Annotated in this window: 13 protein-coding genes; 10 read left to right on the forward strand and 3 right to left on the reverse strand. The window is 46.2% G+C overall.

From position 1 onward, the window contains the following. The first annotated feature begins 183 nt into the window (after window positions 1–183). Window positions 184–2,352 carry a cytoplasmic protein gene (locus ACFVQB_RS03830; protein WP_379435077.1) on the forward strand — a complete coding sequence of 723 codons (2,169 nt, stop codon included), beginning with the start codon at window positions 184–186 and terminating at the stop codon, window positions 2,350–2,352. A gap of 170 nt (window positions 2,353–2,522) precedes the next feature. Here the strand turns inward: ACFVQB_RS03830 and ACFVQB_RS03835 are convergent, their stop codons facing one another. Further along, the gene (locus ACFVQB_RS03835; protein WP_379435078.1) at window positions 2,523–3,107 is read right to left on the reverse strand and encodes a P-loop nucleotide/nucleoside kinase family protein; all 585 of its coding nucleotides are present in this window, start codon (window positions 3,105–3,107) and stop codon (window positions 2,523–2,525) included. Window positions 3,108–3,406: 299 nt separating this feature from the next. Here ACFVQB_RS03835 and ACFVQB_RS03840 point away from each other — a divergent pair, with 299 nt between their 5' ends. Next, a complete protein-coding gene (locus ACFVQB_RS03840; RefSeq protein WP_379435079.1) occupies window positions 3,407–3,742 on the forward strand; it encodes a PadR family transcriptional regulator in 336 nt (111 codons plus the stop codon). After that, a complete protein-coding gene (locus ACFVQB_RS03845) occupies window positions 3,739–5,091 on the forward strand; it encodes an FtsW/RodA/SpoVE family cell cycle protein (RefSeq protein WP_379435080.1) in 1,353 nt (450 codons plus the stop codon). Before ACFVQB_RS03840 ends, ACFVQB_RS03845 begins: the two co-directional genes overlap by 4 nt. A 61-nt stretch (window positions 5,092–5,152) precedes the next feature. On the opposite strand, the gene ACFVQB_RS03850 is transcribed toward ACFVQB_RS03845, so the two are convergent. Beyond that, window positions 5,153–6,922 carry an ABC transporter substrate-binding protein gene (locus tag ACFVQB_RS03850; RefSeq protein WP_379435081.1) on the reverse strand — a complete coding sequence of 590 codons (1,770 nt, stop codon included), beginning with the start codon at window positions 6,920–6,922 and terminating at the stop codon, window positions 5,153–5,155. A 133-nt stretch (window positions 6,923–7,055) separates the two neighbouring features. Between ACFVQB_RS03850 and ACFVQB_RS03855 the strand changes: the two genes are divergently transcribed. From ACFVQB_RS03855 to yidC, 3 genes are all read left to right on the forward strand, one after another. Then, window positions 7,056–8,684, forward strand: a complete 1,629-nt coding sequence (locus ACFVQB_RS03855) for a DUF4153 domain-containing protein (protein WP_379435082.1) — start codon at window positions 7,056–7,058, stop codon at window positions 8,682–8,684. Window positions 8,685–8,776: 92 nt separating this feature from the next. Continuing rightward, entirely contained in the window at window positions 8,777–9,130 is a 354-nt protein-coding gene (locus ACFVQB_RS03860; RefSeq protein ID WP_379435083.1) for a hypothetical protein, read from the forward strand. Further along, a complete protein-coding gene (yidC, locus tag ACFVQB_RS03865; protein ID WP_379435084.1) occupies window positions 9,067–9,933 on the forward strand; it encodes a membrane protein insertase YidC in 867 nt (288 codons plus the stop codon). The genes ACFVQB_RS03860 and yidC overlap by 64 nt, the downstream gene beginning before the upstream one ends. Window positions 9,934–10,077: 144 nt before the next feature. Here yidC and ACFVQB_RS03870 read toward each other — a convergent pair whose 3' ends face one another. After that, a complete protein-coding gene (locus ACFVQB_RS03870; RefSeq protein WP_379435085.1) occupies window positions 10,078–11,193 on the reverse strand; it encodes a helix-turn-helix transcriptional regulator in 1,116 nt (371 codons plus the stop codon). A gap of 129 nt (window positions 11,194–11,322) precedes the next feature. Between ACFVQB_RS03870 and ACFVQB_RS03875 the strand changes: the two genes are divergently transcribed. The 4 genes from ACFVQB_RS03875 (at window position 11,323) to ACFVQB_RS03890 (ending at window position 14,867) form a co-directional block, all read left to right on the forward strand. Then, a complete protein-coding gene (locus ACFVQB_RS03875) occupies window positions 11,323–12,030 on the forward strand; it encodes a class I SAM-dependent methyltransferase (RefSeq protein WP_379435086.1) in 708 nt (235 codons plus the stop codon). Then, the gene (locus tag ACFVQB_RS03880; protein ID WP_379435087.1) at window positions 12,014–13,111 is read left to right on the forward strand and encodes a saccharopine dehydrogenase family protein; all 1,098 of its coding nucleotides are present in this window, start codon (window positions 12,014–12,016) and stop codon (window positions 13,109–13,111) included. Before ACFVQB_RS03875 ends, ACFVQB_RS03880 begins: the two co-directional genes overlap by 17 nt. Before the next feature lie 89 nt (window positions 13,112–13,200). Beyond that, on the forward strand, window positions 13,201–13,494 hold the full coding sequence (locus ACFVQB_RS03885; RefSeq protein ID WP_076291026.1) for a hypothetical protein: 294 nt from the start codon (window positions 13,201–13,203) through the stop codon (window positions 13,492–13,494). An 80-nt stretch (window positions 13,495–13,574) separates the two neighbouring features. After that, on the forward strand, window positions 13,575–14,867 hold the full coding sequence (locus tag ACFVQB_RS03890; protein ID WP_379435088.1) for an amidohydrolase: 1,293 nt from the start codon (window positions 13,575–13,577) through the stop codon (window positions 14,865–14,867). The last annotated feature ends 183 nt before the right edge of the window (window positions 14,868–15,050 follow it).

A 15,050-nucleotide genomic window follows, 5' to 3' on the forward strand; every position in this document is an offset into this window, starting at 1 on the left:
AATATGCATTAATCAGGCTATGGTATCCCTTCCTTCTGAACTCTTACAATGGTATTAGGGGTACCGCTTCCCTGATTTTTTTAGTTTTTTGGACTGTGTTATACATATGAAGAACCGCCACGAGCTAGGCCAAGTATACCAATGCTGAATATAATATTATCGTCATGTGGGAGAGTACAAGTGATGGACTTATTCTCAATCTATTTCAGCAGGAATTTGAAAGTGATCATCGCAGAGCGCAAGGGCAAGCTGCCTGTGCGTATATTAGCGACTGCACTGAGAAATTTGGAATCGCTGGGATATACGTTTTCGACGAAACTGATAGATGTGCTGCGCACCTGGGAACGTGATAGATTCATTTCCTGGTTCGAGCGACTGATGGACGAGCTTCGACAGATAAAAGGAATCAATTTAAAGGAAACCCTCATGTATCCCAGATTTCCTAAGCAAAAAATGAATATTCAGGAATGTAAATTTTATTTAAATGCTTTGATGCATTCATGGAGACAGCAGCTTTTTGAACAGGAACAAGAGCAAATAGAGGGGCAGCGGATATTACAGCTGGACAAGCTGCGGCTGCGTGTGATTCATCTTGGCAGTGAAGCAGATTTTCACCAAATAGGAATGGATCTACTTGCAGCGAAATCGGCATTAACGCCTGTTGCAAGAGCTCAGTTGATCTGGTTTGCGACAGAGTACGAAGGATGGGCCGCATTTGAGCCAGAGGCAGGTCAAATAGCTGTGAGAGAAAATGCAGCCGTTTATTGTGCGGCATTATTAAAGGCGGGGCGTGCTTCGGTGGAGCAATTTCAGCGGCATTTGCGCACAGCAACAGATATATTGCGGCTGGCAGTGGCCTGTTCCGATGGAGATGTCACTTTGAAGGAGAATACCCGCTTCCGTTCATTTACCCGATCTGAACGTCGGGTAATACTTGCTTTATTGGAGGGTGTTTCGAACCCGTTGGAAGAATTGTTTCGATATAAAGGGCGCTGGCAGAGATTGGCCGAGCGATTGCATCCGGGTGAATACCGGTACCGCTATCCAGGGGCAATAGCAGCGCTGGAGCAGTTGCGGGGTGGTGAACGACCGCTTACCTTTCTTGGCAGAGTGGAGCGAGCATTTGAACTGAAGGATAGCCAGCTTATTCTGGAGACGCTCGCGGAACGTCCGGAAGAGATGGTTGGTCAACTGGACCGAATGATACGTTCCGGTGTTCCGGTGCAACAAGTGATCGGCAAAATGGAAGCTGTGGAAGAGAAGGTATCGACAAGGTTGCTGCTTCAAGTGTTGGTCCATTTCGGCACACGGACGGAATTTCAGGTCAGAAGGAGCTTTTTCCCCAAAGGCAACACGGCAAATCTGTATGTCTCCACTCAGCCGTTATCGCCCCTCAACGTTGAGGATGTTCATACGGTGATATCTGCGGTAGAGCATATTTTGTTGAAACGGTTTGCCGTGCTTCCACCACTTGGTAATGTCTATATTGATGAAAGACTTCAAGAGTTTTCGGTTCCATCGGGAAAAAGTCGGGCTAGTAAATCCCTTCGAGCTCTATCGCGTGCGTCATGGATATCGTTACCCACAGGAGATACCGTTCGTTTTTTTCTATGGTGGAAGGCAGGCAGGTTTGGTGATGAACCAATCGTTCGTGTGGATACCAATCTATCGAGTGTATTGTATGATCCGAACTGGCGTTATATGGACCAAACATCCCGGACCCATCTGCAATCGAATGAATATGTAGCTGTAAATAGCGGGTTTATGGTGACTGCACCGGATGGAGCGGCGAGGTATATGGATCTGCATTTGCCGTCCGTTTCTAGGTTAGGGGCACGTTATATTGTAATCATGGTTAACGCATTCAGGGATGATGCTTTCAAGGATTTGCCGGAGTGTTATGCTGGCTGGATGATGCGTCAGGCCCCACAGTCGAATGAGATGTTCGAACCTTCAACGGTGCAGGAGCGAATTGATCTGACGGCAGATTCCCGTATTTGTATTCCGGCCATTATTGATGTACAGGAGCGGCGCATTTTGTGGTGCGATCTTGGCTTAAAGAGACATCCTAAAGTGCATCATCCGGTGGGGAACAACAAAGCCGATTTGGCTTTGATCGCCCGGGCAATGACGGAGTTGAAACGACCGGATTTATATACCTTATTTATGCTACACACTAAAGCGCGGGGAACATTGGTTGAAACATTAGGAATGGCCAATCTCGTATTTACAGCGGAGCTGGAATCCAATCGCGTGGCTGAGGTAGCGGAGTATTTGACAGAAGGGCCACCCGTGGAGCGCACCGTGATTACACCTCTGGAGCAGGAGTATATTATGAAGCATTTTTTGTAACGATGTAGGTTCGGATGTTTGGTCATAGATTATTGTAAAAGGGGTATTTGTCACGTTGGACCTGCGCGGGTCACCATGACAAATACCCCTTTTGGGTGTGGATTATATTTCTGAGCATATAGGCAGCATGAAAGTGAACGGAGAGGTTCAGGTTCATTCCATTTCATATTTTATTCGTACATTCGTTGTTCGACTTCAGCAAAAGCGATAGCTAGGTTCTCATCTGAATTATCAATATAAGCCACGGCTGAGGCGGGCAACGGCCAGGCAACTTGTTTACGGGCAAGTGAGGCTGTGAAGGCATCCCAGTTCTCCAGCTTCCACTCATCCAATGGAGATTGTCTGGCTGTAATCCGCTCACGATACAATGCTTCATTTGCAAGATAAATATAGGCCACACGTACATCCGTATCATCCAGGGAACGTCCGATCCGTGCGAGTTCCTGCTCGATCCAGTCCGGCGTTCCGATTTCTTTGGTAAAGGGGCCCACAACAACCGTATCGATACCCAATTGCACGTTGTCCAGTGCAGCATCCATCGTAATACGGTATCCCAAATTACGGCATAGCCGTTTATATTCCGGTGAGTCCCGATCGGATGGATCGAGTCTCTGTAAGGTCATTATTGCTTCAGCAGCTGGACGCAGCAGGATATCCATATCCAAAAAAGCAGCTTTATGTTTACGCGAGAGGGCTTTGGCAAGGGTTGTTTTGCCGCTCCCGGCCCCGCCGAGAAAGAAAATCAGTTTGCTCATGGTTTGAATTGCCTCCTCATAATGAATAGAAAGAATATGTAGAATGTGAGTAAGAATAAGAGATTCATAATGATACCTCAAGTATGAAATGACTTGTTTATTTTATCATAAACGCCTCCAATTGATAGCTAGACAGAAAAGGAAGGATCAGGTAATATTATACCTAATTTTACTATGCATAGCTTTCCGATGTATATAGCCAAGTGGTTTTATTAGGTTCATGTTGAAGTTTTAAGAAGTGTGGTAAAAGTGGTTGTTGTTATTGGACGTGAGAGTATGAACAAAAGGGAGTGACAGCTTTGCAGGTAAACAAACAAATGATTAAAGGCAGCACGGAGACATTGATTCTTACGCTACTGAAGGAACAGCCACTTTATGGTTATGAATTGATCAAGGAACTCCATCGTCAATCCGAAGGTGTGTTTAATTTGAAGGAAGGCACGCTATATCCCATTTTGCACGCGATGGAGCTTGAGGGATGGGTGGAGTCCTACTGGATGGAGGTTGAAGGTAGGAAACGCAAATATTATTCCATATGTGATAAGGGTGTGGAGGTGTTACAGCATAAAAAAGCCGAGTGGCATTTATTCCGCGGAGCCGTGGATCGGGTGCTTGGGGAGGGAGGCTTAACATGACGGATCGACATGAGAAGATTAAACATTATCTTGATCAACTGTGTAGTCAGGTTAAGGCACGTGAAGTACATACTGATCTGCGTGATGAGCTTGGCAATCACATGGAAGAAATGATGTTGGACAAGGAGCAAGAAGGACTGAGCCAGGAAGAGGCAGCTGCATACGCCATTGAGCAGATGGGTGATCCCGCAGTTGTCGGCAAAAGTATGCACAGATTGCATCGTCATCGTATACATTGGGGGCTGTTAGTTGGATTAATTGGTTTGGCTACAGTTAGCCTGTTGTTAATGTGGATTTTTACGACGAATGTCGCAGATGTAAAGTATCAGCCCTTATATAGCAATCATATGATATACACCATTATGGGATTAACATTCATGTTGTTCTTTATTTATTTTGATTATCGTAAGTTGAAAAAAGCTGCTTGGTGGATCTATATTCTACTTAATGCCCTTTTGTGGATTAATCCAATGATATCTACGAATTTTTATGGTATGAGCAGATTCCTGATTGCACCACTTGGATTTGTAATAGACCTTACCACTGCTTCAGTGTGGATTTTGCCACTTGCTATAGGCGCAATTATGCTGGACAAGCTTCGTTCCAATTGTAATATTCAATCCATATTGACTTACATTGCGATGGTAGCGTTACCGCTAGTGCTATTGTTTCAAATGTCGGACTGGGTTCGCATGTTTCTGTTTGGCACAATGTCCATTATTTTATTTGGCTGGCTCACGCGAAAATGGCTTTATACCGTCGTAGGTGCTGTTGTAACAGGAAGTATTTTTGTATTGTTATTGTTTTTTGCAGATCAATACGGACGCCTGGAGAGGCTCTCTGTCGTTTTGAATCTTCAGGATGATCCCTACGGGAGTGGCTATAGCAACAATTCCATTATTGAAATTATTCGATCAGCCGGCTGGTGGGGTAACGGAATTGATACAACGTTCGACATGTTTAAAACGAGTTATTTCGATTACCCAGGTGTGCTTCTCATTGATGTGTTTGGCTGGTCAGCCGGGATACTGTTATTGGTGGGTATCATCTGGTTTGTTGCCAGTATGGTGAAGATGCTCCCTCGTATTCGGGATGGGTTTGGTCGCATGATTATTGTCAGTATCACAGCTATGTTTGCGTTGCAAATCTTCTATTCGTTGGCGATGACTACCGGCAAGGCTCCGATTCTTAGTATTTCTTTTCCTTTTATTGGATACGGAAATCACCTGATGTTTGATTATGCCATGCTCGGTTTACTTCTCGGTATTTACCGCCGGAAGGATACCATTTCCAAGAAAAATGAAAAAATACGGCAGAAGGTGGATGCCGACCCAATGACCAGTTCATAGGCATCCCAAATCATTACCGCACCTTGAAACGAAGGTGTAGTTATACTCGTTAAATGATTACTCACGGGAACCAGATGTGCCGGAGGTTTACCCATCCCTGACTGTTAAAGGAGAGGCCGCGAACGGAAGGCAGGTAGGCAGTCTCCACAGGTTTTTCAGATAAATGGAACAATAGACTATGCTGCACCAAAAATTGTTCGATCCGATCCAGTCCAGCGGTTCGGTCTCCAGATATTTGCGAAACAACAACGGTTTGCAGCATCTCCTCTACCCTCTTCTTGGAAAAGTCCTCCAAATGCTCAGATAAGGTGAGATAAAGATCGTATCTGCGTAATTCTTCGTCCCGGTCACGAATCAGGGAGAAGAGAATCAGATCGGATTCCAGTCTCAGGTTTCCTTTGAATTGCTCCATCGTGCCTATGCGAATAGTACATGAAAAGCCGCATATTTCCAATGACGATGCCAAACGTTTAGCATCCCTCCGATATTGAGGAATGGTTGCGATGTGCAAGGGGATAGGGATATCAAAAGTGGGGTGCTGAGACAAATGATTTAACTTTTCTGCATTCATTAACATCTTCTCAGCATCTCCTGGATCACTGTCATTCATGTCATTCCGATACAATTCAGCAATACATGCCTGAACATGTGCTCTTACATCCGGATCGCTTAGCGGTCCGGTTTTTTGCGTATTACAAGTGAGTAATTTGCGCACCATCACGCCTGCACTAATCTGTGTCCAATCCCTACCCTCAGACGAGGATGGATTATGAACAAGGTGGAAGAAGGGGGATTCGATATCTTGCCTTTCATCCAAATGTGCAGGAGTACTCCACGGAATTTGTAAAATATCTACCCGGTCCAGATGGGCTCTGCCTTGAAAATACATCGGAAAAGCTTCAAGTCTGCACAGGTGATTATCCCAGGCAGTGACCTTGAAAGGCCCCGTTCCTATAGGCTGCTGCATGGTATTCGGTAGATCCGGTTCATTGTCTCCATCTTTATGTTGCCCGTAGGTGCCTTGCGAAACAATCGCTGCACGGCTCGTAGAAAGAAAGGGCAAAAACAATTCGTGAGGGGCTTTGAGCTTGAAACAAACGGTCAAGGGATCTGCTGCTTCTATCGATAGAATTTGTTTACTCACATCGCGGTATAATGTCCGTCGTTCTGTGGATTGCAGTCGTTCGAATGTATATACCACATCCGCCGCTGTCAGCAGATGTCCATTGTGAAAAGTAATCCCTTTACGCAAATAAAAGAACCATGATTTCCGATCTGAACTTACATCCCATGTATGAGACAGACAGGGAACAATCTCTCCATGTTCATTACGCTGAACCAGCCCGTCGAACACATGACTGGTGACAAAAGATTCGGCCAGCAAATTGATATAAAGGGGGTCAAGCGCGTGCAGCTGTTGGCGGATTGGTAACCTCAACGTATCAATTCGCTCGTTATGGCTACCAGCTTCCGTATGGTGTCCAGAATAACCAAGCAGCCACTGGTTTAGGTGATCCTGCATTGTCGTAGAACTGGAGAAAGCACCAACTTGTTCGGCGGCTTGCTGCAACTCGCGGCGATTCATGGCCTGCATCATGTATTCGGCTGCAATTTGATCAGCCGGAACAAGCAGGGTCAGCATAGAACGCCGTCCACGTCCACGTTGGGACATCCACCGAATCCATTCGTGGGCAACCATTTTTTTGACAATCGTTAACGTGTTACGGTGTGTACACTCGAGCAGTTCCGCGAGGTCAGAGAGCGTTACTTCATGTTCTAACAGTTGACCAAACCGGCTATGGAGCAGCAAATATTGCTGATGTAATTTCAATGTTTTGATCCTCCTGAAGGTTGTAGCTGACGCAATATAATAAAATAAGAAGTTTTATCGTTTTTAATTTCTATTTATATTCTTATTTTATCATCTAGAATGAAGCCTAGAAAGTTTAATGGAGGTTTTTCCCATGACTGATAAAATAATGGCTTCACCCAACCGCGCTTTAATTACGCTACTATCCGCATTAATGTTAGCTATCATCCATCAGTATTTGTTCTATGGCGAGGAGGTTGGTGTTTCGTATCCCATCTTTGTTATCCTCTTTTATGGCTATATGTTTTTGTTTGCCAGAGACCGCATGCGGCCGTTGACAATGATTGATGCTTTTATGGCTGGGGTCGTGCTGATGCTGGGGCTAACGTTTCTGTTATACGACAATGAACCGCTGCGTATACTTAATTTTCTGGTCATACCGGGACTTGTTATCTTACATATGACTTATCTTGTCGGCAGAAAACAGAGACAATGGTGGGACATTGGTTTGATCGGTACCGCCATGGACCATTTGCTGCCACAATCCATCCGTCATTGGGGAACCGTCGCAAGCATTGTTGTGAAAACAGGAGGACGTGGGCTGGGTAAAACACAAAAAACGGTTGCATTCAAAGTATTCATTGGTCTTGTCGCATCCGTTCCCATCCTCATCGTGGTCGTAGCACTGCTGACCTCAGCAGATGGGATTTTTAATGAGTATTTGTCCGGTTTTCCCCAATGGTTGAACCAACTGACACTGACACCAGGATTGCCGAGAGTGATCTGGATTCTCATCGCGGGCGTTTTATTGTTCAGTTACGTATGGGGATTCGTGCAGCCGATGCAATATGAAGCAGACAAGAGAGAACATGCATATTGGAAAAATGGAAAAGCTAGTGCAACTGCTTCAGAAATCAAAAAGCAGGAGAATCCTTCATTGAACCCGATAATTGAAGGTCATTCAACAAATATGATCGCACCTGAGGCAATTTCTGCTCAAGTTTATCGAGAACCTTTCAAACCTTTAAGATTGGACCCTATTATTGTGGGCACGATGCTACTGGTCATCAACTGTGTGTATGTTCTGTTTGTGCTTGTACAATTTTCTTATCTTTTTGGAGCTGGTGAGGGGCATCTTCCGTCAGACTTGTCCTATGCCGAGTATGCAAGAAGTGGATTTGTGGAGCTCATACTGGTAACAGGCATTAACTTTTTCATCCTGATCATTGCCCTTCAGTTCACACGTTCAAGCGCCAAAATAGGTTCTGTTGTACATCAGGTGTTGCTTTTTGTCCTGGTGGGTTGTTCCGCAATCATGCTGTACTCGGCGTTTATACGCCTCAACCTGTATGAACAGGCTTATGGTTATACCTACATTCGATTTCTCGTACATGCATTTATGATATTTCTGGCGCTGCTGCTTCTTGTAGCAGCTCTTCGAATCCGTTATACGTCTATACCGTTGATCCGCTGGTATATTGTACTGTCTCTTGCAGCCTATGTGGCAGTCAACTACGTGGGCATGGATAATCGGATTGCAGAGCTTAATATTGAACGATATCATCAGACAGGCCATATTGATGCATCCTATTTGGCAAGTTTATCTACTGATGCGGTTCCGCTACTCCGAGAATTTGCCCAGAGAGAGTACTCGAATTTGAAAGGGGAAATGTTAGAGCGTCAAGCCAACTTCGACTTGGGTGAAGCAGACAGTTCCTGGCCTTCTTTTAATGTCGCGAGACATAGGGCACAGCTAGAATTGTCCAAATTGAGAATGGAATGAATACATCTATCTGTTTTCCAGCAATGAATTTATGCAAAATCAATATGTAAGTGTTATACTATAAAAACTAACCTATAAAGGGGGTGAATCCCTTGTTTGAACTTCAGGAATTGATACCTTATATATTTTCAATCGGACTCATTTTCACAGTCAGTTATGCTTATATTGCCCATCTGCATTGCGGCATTACAGAGTACTGGATGGAAGGTGGGGCCGGAGGTGGCCTGGAACCTGGACTGCCAACCTTGTCCTTGGATGGACAACACAGACCTGAAGCTTTGAGTCGAATCGTCAGACGAAGAGAATCCCCGGATGAAGATGAACCAGATTGCCAGTCCTCGTTGTTGTATGAACGTTCTACAAATCAACGAGGAGGATATATATGGAACATAAGACAAGCAAGGGGTTCACTTTTACATCTGGCAAGGGACGGATCTATGGCCTGATTGCAATTCTTTTTGCAGTTATGCTACTGGCTGGATGCAGTAACAACGTCTCAGAGATTAATTCATCAACACCGGGGTTCTTTAACCATTACGTTGTATTTCCATTGTCGTATCTCATTCAGCACATCGCAACGATATTTAATGGAAGTTATGGGGTAGCCATTATTGTGATTACCCTCATTATCCGACTTGCGTTGTTGCCATTAATGATGCGGCAAGCAAAATCTCAGCAAGGTACCCGAGTGATCATGAATGCTATGAAGCCGGAGATGGATGCGCTCAAGAAAAAGTATGAGGGCAAAAACGACCCAGCTGATAAGCAGAAGCTTTCACAGGAAACGATGGAGCTGTACAAGAAGCACAAGTTCAATCCGCTGAATATCGGATGCTTGCCACTGCTGATTCAGCTGCCCATTCTGTCAGGTATCTACACAGCTATTCGGCTTACGCCGGAGCTGTCATCCCACTCCTTTCTGTGGTTCAAATTAGGAGCGCCTGACTATGTACTTGCAGTCGTGGTAGCTATTATTTATCTGATCCAAGCCAAAGTTTCGCAAGCCAATATGGCGCCGGAACAGCGAAAACAATTCGCAATCATGGGATATATCTCTCCTTTGATGATGGCCTTCTTCTCTCTTTCGGCACCAGCAGCGATGCCGCTGTATTGGACGATCGGCGGTTCATTCCTGGTCTTGCAGACGTTGTTGTTCCGCAAATTGTATCCGGTTGAACACCCGCAAGAGCCCGTGGCTGTGCAGGTGAAGAACAAAAACATCAAACCTGCGAAGCCTGCTAAGTCCTAAGTTTTCATTCATGAGAATGGTGCAGTAGGTTTGCATGAATATAACGTATATGTTGATAAAACTGATTTTCTTCACCTTAATGCAGCGCAAAGATGCCTTGTCCGATGGGACAAGGCATCTTTTTGTACGTCCAGGTTATAACATTCAAATTGCCGGCTCATCAGACAACTGGAAACGGGATACAAAATACCAGATTAGCTCACGGCGGGAGGATACGTCTGTTTTGGCAAAAATGGATTTTAAATGATCCTGTACCGTGTAGGCTGATATATGCATCGCTTCAGCAATCTCTTTGGAAGAATAACTGCGCAGCACGTAACCCAACAGTTCCCGTTCCCGAAGGGACAACCCATGACTCTCGGCGAGCAAAGGCAGTAAGTCCTGTGGCATAGCCTGTTCAAGCCTGATTGCAATCTGATCCGGACCTGAGAGCTGTTGCATGCGGCTGGCATGAAGCACAAGGTAACGACCATCCAGGAGTTGAATGCAGACTTTGGAGGGAGAATTGTGGAAAGGCTCTTGCGCAACCGTTGAATCGGTATGTGTACGAAGCTGACGCTGTAAATGCGAACTGACTGCACGGACTGGGCGTGGCAATACATCTGGACCTACATGCTCCAGCAATCGTAGTTGCGATAGCCAATATTGTGCGGGAGCGTTTACGGATAAGAGCTCGAAAGTGTCGGAAGTGATCATAATACCTGGGTCGGAGGGACTTCCGCTCTTAATCTCGTCCATAAGAGTCAGACTTGTGGATCGTAACATCAATGCAATAGAAGGTGTCCAGGCCTGGATGCTTAGTCGCTCCTCCTCCGTGAATACGGGTTCTTCCGTCCTGCGATATAGGGTTAGATACCCCCAACAGGCTCCGGCACCGACCAGTACAGCCCGAAGCTCATCACCGAAACCTGCTGGTTGAAGGATGTTATGATATCGAACGCTTGATACAGGGTTTTTGCTTATTGATGCATGAAGTATCGCTGTATACTCACCGCTGTGAATCAAATCAGCATACTTATGTATGTCTTCTTCCATGTATTCATTAACGAACAGCCGATCATGAATGGCTTCAATGCCGTCTTCCGTCACGGCACCCGTTGAGAGAAGAGTCTGTGGATCAACCGTTGTGAAGCAATACGCGTCATAGGCAACGATGTTCTGAATTTGTTTCAGTACAGCTTCCCGGTAGGTGCGCGAGGTCCAGTTTCCTTTTTCGAGAGAAGTAATGAGTCGCAGGTTACGTTCCATACGTGATGTCATAAAGCTTTCTCCTCTCCTCATGCAGATATCCCATTGTTCTGGGATTGTACGCTCTGCGTATCATTCTATAATGAAATTAGACGAACGAAGAGTCAAGTCTAACTTGAAGCCATGAGGAGTGTAGTATCAATGGACCACAATCAACCACCAATGAGCTGGGATACGGCGGATGAAAACCGTTACGAACAATCGATAGCCCTGAAAATTCCGGGTTATTCTCATATGCATGATCTGATGGAACGGCTGCTTGCCGCTTCTATCACAGATAACAACGAAGCTAAGATACTAATTGTCGGAGCAGGTGGAGGTAAGGAAATAGCTGTGCTTGGTTCTCGCCATGCGGGATGGACGTTTACCGGAGTAGATCCTTCCCAATCGATGCTTCAGTTAGCAGAGAGAAGAGTCCAGGAAGCGGGTGTCGACGCCAGAGTGCAACTTAAATCCATCACGCTTGAAGCGTTGCCGGAAGATGAGGTCTACGACGGGGCGACAAGCATGCTAATGCTGCATTTTATTCAGGGGATCGAGTCCAAAAGACGGTTCCTGTCCAACCTTGCGGCCAGACTTAAGCCTGGAGCGTCACTCATTATTGCAGCAGTGAATGCCGATCTTCATTCGCCTGTATATCCAACCATGATGCAAGCCTGGCAGGATCACATGTTAAGTAATGGTATTCAGCCTGATGAATGGGAGAGGTTTGCAGCTTCCCTTGGCCGAGAGTCGGATCCCATCTCATCTGAACAAATGATAGAGCTTATGAAAGAATGCGGATTCTCGCACATTACACGTTATTTCGGAGCGTTCTGGGTGGAGGGATATTATGCGAAACGAATCTAAAGTAGAGTCTATGAAAGACCAGATTTGGGTTGTTGGCGGATATGGTCAGGTAGGGCAAATGATATGTACGCAGCTGGGACGCTCGTTTCCCGGCAAGGTATGGGCGGCAGGTACGCGGATGAATCGGGCTGAGGAATTCAGCCGATCTACGGGTGGTATAGTCCAGCCGCTTCAATTGGATGTACGAAAAGCGATTGATCCTGGTCTGCTTCAATCGGTCAAGTTGGTGATCATGTGTGTGGACCAGACGGATACCCGATTTGTCGAGGCTTGTGCGAAAGCAGGGACAGATTATATCGATATTTCAGCCAATTATGATTTTCTGGGTCAGGTCGAACAGTTGCATTCCAAAATGCAGCGTTCCAAAGCAACAGCCATGCTTAGTGTGGGACTCTCGCCTGGTGTGACCAATCTGCTTGTGCGTGAAGCAGGTGCCCATATGGAACAAGTAGACGAAGCGGACATTACCGTCATGCTGGGACTGGGTGAGAAACACGGAAAAGCCGCGGTGGAGTGGACTGTGGATCAGATGAATGCCACTTATCAGGTCATAAAAAAGGGCAAGCCAGTCGAAGTGCAAAGTTTTCACGAAGGTAAATGGATTGATTTTGGCGCAGACCTGGGACGCAGGAAAGCATATCGGTTTAACTTTTCGGATCAACACGTCGTTGCTCGTACACTTCGTATTCCAACAGTGTCCACCCGGTTATGTCTCGATTCCCGTTGGATGACCAGATCCATGGCAATCTTGAAACGTATTGGGCTGTTCACACTACTGCGTATTCCCTCCCTTCGTAATGGTACGGTCAAGGCTTTTGGGGTTACTCCCGGAGGGGAGCCGATGATTGCAGTTAAGGTAGATGCGGTAGGTTGGAAAAAGGGCAAGCAAATCCATGTCGAGCAGCTGCTGGTTGGCGAACGTGAAGCAGATGCAACAGCAGCAGTTGCGGCGGCAGTAGCGGAGCGAATGTATCGGACGGAACTGCCGCATGGTGTTTTCCACATTGAACAATGCCTGTCCTTGCAGAACATTCAGGAAGCACTTCGTTTTCCATTGAAAGTAACAACGAAGATCACGTAAATCATATATGTTGTTGGATCATTTTTTTTGCTCAGGCTCTCTGATCTGCTATGATGGAACAAATAATCATGCCAGAACGGAGGGAGATCATGAACTGCATTGCTGTATTGCCTTATTACAAAGTACAGAGAGAAGTGACGGGTCTCGCACAGGAAGTACTGCAGAGCGATCGGTCCATGATCCTGTACTCGGACAAGATTGTAACGAAATACCGCGAGTTTAATATTACGGAAGTATTCGACATGTCCTTTCGGAGAATGGGAAATGAAGGTGGCTTTTTCTATCTGCATACCAGCACAGGAGTTTACCCTTATATGGTCAACATAGATCCCAAGCCCTTTATTCAAAGTTTCAGAACAATGACGACTCAAAAATTAACTTAATCTTGACCTTGCCGTTACGTGAAGGCTTATCCTCGGATTTGGAAGTATGGCAATCCAAACCTAGAGGAGTTGTGAAACGAATGGGTATATTAATCCAGCAAGCCACAATCTTAACGATGAAAGACACCGATTCCCCCTTCACGGGGGATATTCGCATTGTAGGCGACCGTATCGCAGAGATTGCTCCCCGCATCCAGGCTCAACCGGGTGATGACATTATGGATGGTCAACATAAACTGGCCATGCCGGGACTGATCAATGCTCACCAGCATACACCGATGAGTCTGTTACGGGCATTCTCGGATGATCTGAAGCTGATGGACTGGCTTGACCGTAAGATGCTGCCGGCAGAAGCCCGGATGACCCCCGAAGATATATACTGGGGAGCGCAATTATCCATCGCCGAGATGATCCGTTCAGGAACTACAGCTTACGCGGATATGTACATTCACATGAATGAAATCGCAGAAGCGGTAACAGAAACCGGTATTCGGGCATCGCTCACACGCGGAATGGTATTCGTAGAGGATGACGGAGGGCGCAGATTACAGGAAGCGGTCGATTTGGTGCAGCGTTGGTCGGGTAAGGCAGAGGGTCGAATTACGACGATGTATGGCCCGCATTCTCCCTATACTTGCCCAGTAGAACCTTTGCGGGAAGTAATCGCGATGGCGGAACAGGAGAACGTGCCCATCCACATTCATCTGGCTGAGACGAAAGAGGAAGTTGTGAAGATTCGTGAACGCTATGGCATGACGCCAACGGAGTATTTGGAAGAGGCAGGTATGTTTGAAAAGGCACACGTACTGCTTGCCCATGGCGTACACCTGAATCGCAGAGATATTGGCAGACTGAAAGGCATGCGTGGTGGAGTAGCGCACAATCCGGTCAGCAATCTGAAACTGGGCTGCGGAATTGCCCCAATTACGGAGATGATTGCACAGGGGATTAACGTGGGTCTTGGAACCGACGGGGCAGGAAGTGCGACAACCATCGACATGTTTGAAGAGATCAAGGCTGCAACCTGGCTGCAAAAGCTGGATTATGGTGACCCTACCCGCTTGTCAGCAAGAGAGGTACTATACATGTCTACACGGGGAAGTGCAGGTCTGTTGAACCTTCAGGATGAAGTGGGTGTGCTGGAAGTTGGGCGCAAGGCGGACCTGATTCTGATTGATCTGAAGAAACCGCATTTGCAGCCGGTTCACGAGCTGGAATCATTGCTTGCATACAGCGTGAATGGCGCCGATGTAGATACGACCATTGTGAATGGTCGTGTACTGATGAGAGCCAGGCAGCTGCTAACGATTGATGAGGAAGAACTTTTCCGTCAGGTAGAGGTTCGGGCGAAGCGTATTGTTGAAGGGATTTAATGTCCAAGCAGGTCTGATCTGCATGTAGTCCAAGCAGACTGTTTAAACCAACAAGCATTTCTTTAAACGGTGAATGTCCCAAGCGGATTGCTTTTCCTTACATATTGACACCTGCAATGACTTGATATGGTTCACCTCAAGTCGTTGCAGGTGTATTTCTTTTGCCAGGCAGACGCGGATCGG

This window comes from Paenibacillus sp. NPDC057886, assembly GCF_042796655.1.
Taxonomy (GTDB): domain Bacteria; phylum Bacillota; class Bacilli; order Paenibacillales; family Paenibacillaceae; genus Paenibacillus.

Excerpts from the sequence above, each read along its gene's own strand:
- ACFVQB_RS03870 (WP_379435085.1), bottom strand. The coding sequence starts at position 11,193 with ATGACATCACGTATGGAACGTAACCTGCGACTCATTACTTCTCTCGAA.
- ACFVQB_RS03845 (WP_379435080.1), top strand. The coding sequence starts at position 3,739 with ATGACGGATCGACATGAGAAGATTAAACATTATCTTGATCAACTGTGT.
- ACFVQB_RS03835 (WP_379435078.1), bottom strand. The coding sequence starts at position 3,107 with ATGAGCAAACTGATTTTCTTTCTCGGCGGGGCCGGGAGCGGCAAAACA.
- ACFVQB_RS03885 (WP_076291026.1), top strand. The coding sequence starts at position 13,201 with ATGAACTGCATTGCTGTATTGCCTTATTACAAAGTACAGAGAGAAGTG.
- ACFVQB_RS03890 (WP_379435088.1), top strand. The coding sequence starts at position 13,575 with ATGGGTATATTAATCCAGCAAGCCACAATCTTAACGATGAAAGACACC.
- ACFVQB_RS03830 (WP_379435077.1), top strand. The coding sequence starts at position 184 with ATGGACTTATTCTCAATCTATTTCAGCAGGAATTTGAAAGTGATCATC.
- yidC (WP_379435084.1), top strand. The coding sequence starts at position 9,067 with ATGGAACATAAGACAAGCAAGGGGTTCACTTTTACATCTGGCAAGGGA.
- ACFVQB_RS03880 (WP_379435087.1), top strand. The coding sequence starts at position 12,014 with ATGCGAAACGAATCTAAAGTAGAGTCTATGAAAGACCAGATTTGGGTT.
- ACFVQB_RS03855 (WP_379435082.1), top strand. The coding sequence starts at position 7,056 with ATGACTGATAAAATAATGGCTTCACCCAACCGCGCTTTAATTACGCTA.
- ACFVQB_RS03875 (WP_379435086.1), top strand. The coding sequence starts at position 11,323 with ATGGACCACAATCAACCACCAATGAGCTGGGATACGGCGGATGAAAAC.